This is a genomic window from Actinomycetospora sp. (assembly GCF_055612215.1).
On sequence record NZ_JBVPVA010000089.1, the window covers coordinates 1 to 3,378 of the forward strand.

General features: G+C 73.3%; 3 protein-coding genes. All 3 read right to left on the reverse strand.

Features of this window, described 5'->3' with window-relative positions:
* The coding region (gene rbfA, locus AC0CYZ_RS02060) for a 30S ribosome-binding factor RbfA (RefSeq protein WP_472211812.1) at positions 1 to 311 on the reverse strand (311 nt) is incomplete at its 3' end.
* A gap of 53 nt (positions 312 to 364) precedes the next feature.
* A complete protein-coding gene (locus tag AC0CYZ_RS02065) occupies positions 365 to 661 on the reverse strand; it encodes a DUF503 domain-containing protein (protein ID WP_472211815.1) in 297 nt (98 codons plus the stop codon).
* Between the two features lie 38 nt (positions 662 to 699).
* On the reverse strand, positions 700 to 3,378 hold a 2,679-nt coding region (gene infB, locus AC0CYZ_RS02070), incomplete at its 5' end, for a translation initiation factor IF-2 (protein ID WP_472211818.1).

A 3,378-nucleotide genomic window follows, 5' to 3' on the forward strand; every position in this document is an offset into this window, starting at 1 on the left:
TCGCGTGCCGTGTCGGGCACGTGGTCGGCGACGAAGGCCAGCGTGGGCACGAACTTGATGCCGGTCTGCCTGCCGACCGTCGAGCGGAGCACACCGGTCGCGCTGGCCAGTGCCCTGGCGGAGTCGGTGACCGCGGTGTCGTCGCCGAAGACGGTGTAGAAGACGGTCGCCTCGCGGAGGTCGCTGGTGACGCGCGCGTCGGTCACGGTGACAATGCCCAGCCGCGGGTCCTTGATCTGGGACTCGATGGCGCTGGACACGATCTGCCGGATGCGGACCGCCAGCTTGCGGGCGCGGGCCGGGTCGGCCATCACGGACCTCCTCGTGGATGGTTTGGAGCAGCCCCTGGCCGGTGGGAGGCCGGTCAGGAGTCGTGGTCACCGAACAGCTGCCGGTGCGTCGACAGGAGCGTCACCTCCGGTCGCTCGGCGAGCAACCTCTCGCAGGCGTCGAGGACGTCGGTCACCTGGCCGGCCTCACCGGCCACGGTGGCGACCCCGACCTGCACGCGGCGGTGCAGGTCGAGGTCGCCGACCTCGGCAGCTGCGACGGCGAAGCGGCGCCGCAGCTCGGCCACGAGGGGCCGGACCACGGCGCGCTTGCCCTTGAGCGAGTGGACGTCCCCCAGCAGCAGGTCAGCGGTCAGCGATCCGGTGAACACCGGGAACCGCTGCCCCGCTGCCGGGGCGACCAATCGCGTTACGCGCGAGGCTTCTCCCGCATCTCGAAGGTCTCGATCACGTCGTCGACCTTGATGTCGTTGAACGACCCCAGGCCGATACCGCACTCGTAGCCCTCGCGGACCTCGGTCGCGTCGTCCTTGAACCGGCGCAGCGACTCGACGGTGAGGTTGTCGGCGACCACGGCACCGTCGCGGATGAGGCGTGCCTTCGAGTTGCGCACGATCGTCCCGCTGCGGACCAGGGAGCCGGCGACGTTGCCGATGCGCGGCACGCGGAAGACCTCGCGGACCTCCGCCCGGCCGAGCTGGATCTCCTCGAACTCCGGCTTGAGCATGCCCTTGAGGGCGGCCTCGATCTCCTCGATGGCCTGGTAGATGACCGTGTAGTACCGGACGTCCACCCCCTCGCGGTTGGCCAGCTCGGTGGCCTGGCCCTCGGCCCGGACGTTGAAGCCCAGGACGATGACGTCGTCGGCCAGCGCCAGGTCGATGTCGCTCTTGGTGATGCCGCCGACGCCGCGGTGGATGACCCGCAGCGAGATGTCGTCGCTCACCTCGATCTTCATCAGCGCCTCTTCGAGCGCCTCGACGGTGCCCGAGTTGTCGCCCTTGATGATCAGGTTGAGCTGACGGGTCTCCCTGAGCGCCGCGTCGAGGTCCTCCAGGCTGATCCGCTTGCGCATCGTCGCGTTCTGCGCGTTGCGGATGCGGGCCTGGCGGCGGTCGGCGATCTGCCGGGCGACGCGGTCCTCCTCGACGACGAGGAAGGTGTCACCGGCACGCGGCACCGAGGTGAGGCCGACGACCTGCACCGGACGGGAGGGCAGGGCCTCCTTGAGCTTCGTGCCGTGCTCGTCGAGCAGCGACCGGACGCGCCCGTAGGCGTCGCCGGCCACGATCGAGTCGCCGACCCGGAGCGTGCCGCGCTGGACCAGCACCGTGGCCACGGGGCCCCGGCCCTTGTCCAGCTTGCCCTCGATGACGACGCCCTGGGGGTCCTGCTCGGTGTTGGCGCGCAGGTCCAGGGAGGCGTCGGCGGTGAGCAGGATCGCCGCGAGCAGGTCGTCGAGGCCCTGGCGGGTGGTCGCGGAGACGTCGACGAACATCGTGTCGCCGCCGTACTCCTCGGCCACCAGCCCGTACTCGGTGAGCTGCTGGCGGATCTTGGCGGGGTTGGCCCCCTCCTTGTCGATCTTGTTCACCGCGACCACGATCGGCACGTCGGCCGCCTGGGCGTGGTTGATCGCCTCCACCGTCTGCGGCATGACGCCGTCGTCGGCCGCCACCACGATCACCGCGATGTCCGTGGACTTCGCGCCTCGGGCACGCATGGCGGTGAACGCCTCGTGACCCGGGGTGTCGATGAAGGTGATGGCCCGCTCGACGCCCTCGAGCTCGGTGTCGACCTGGTAGGCGCCGATGTGCTGCGTGATGCCACCGGCCTCGCCCTCGGCGACCTTCGTCTTCCGGATGGTGTCCAGCAGGCGCGTCTTGCCGTGGTCGACGTGACCCATGATCGTGACGACCGGCGGACGGGCCTCGAGGTCCTCGTCGCCGCCCTCGTCGGACCCGTAGGTCAGCGAGAACGACTCCAGCAGCTCGCGGTCCTCCTCCTCGGGGGACACGACCTGCACGTCGTAGTTCATCTCGCCGCCGAGCAGCTCGAGGATGTCGTCGGACACCGACTGGGTGGCCGTGACCATCTCGCCCAGGTGGAAGAGCACCTGGACCAACGAGGCCGGGTTCGCGTCGATCTTCTCCGCGAAGTCGGTCAGCGACGCGCCGCGGGGCAGCCGGACGGTCTCGCCCTTGCCCTTGGGCAGGCGGACACCGCCGACCGACGGCGCCTGCATGTTGTCGAATTCCTGACGCTTCTGGCGCTTCGACTTGCGGCCACGGCGGACCGGACCACCGGCCCGACCGAACGCACCGGCCGCGCCGCCACCACGGCCACGGCCACCGCCGCCACCGGGACGACCGCGGAAGCCGCCCGCGGGTGCGCCACCGCCGCCACCGCCGGGGCCGCCACCGCCGCCGGGACGGAAGCCGCCGCCGCCGCCACCACCGCCGGGACGGCCACCGGGGCCGCCGCCGGGACGTCCAGCGGGACCGGAACGGCCGCCGGGACCACCGGGCCCACCGCGACCGGGAGGACCGGCCGGACGGGCCGGCATCATGCCGGGGTTGGGACGCGGGGGCATGTTGCCCGGGGTCGCGCCGCCCGTGCCGCCGGGACGCGGCGGACGGTCGTTCGCAGCCGGACGCTCGCCGTCGCGCGGCGGACGCGGCGCCGGGGCCTCGCCGTCACGCGGCGGGCGCGGCGGGCGCTCGCCACCGGGAGCGGCGCCACCGGGACGCTGCCCCTGCGGGCGCGGCGGGGCGCCGGAGCCGACACCGAACGGGTTGTTGCCGACGCGCGGGGTCTTCGGCCCGGGCCGGGCCTGCGGACGGGGCGCGGCGGTCGCGTCACCGGCGTCCGCCGCTGCCGCGGCCGGACGCTGCTGCTGCCCACCCGGCTGGGCCGGGCGGGACTGGCCGGGACGCGCCTGGCCGGGACGCGAGGCGCCCTGGCGCTGGTCGCCGCCGCGCTCCCCACCGGGACGCTGGGCGCCCGGCTTCGGGATGCCGCCCTGACGGGGCTGGCGGTCCGGACGGTCGGTGCCGCTCGGACGCGGGGCCGGACGGTCGCCGTCGCG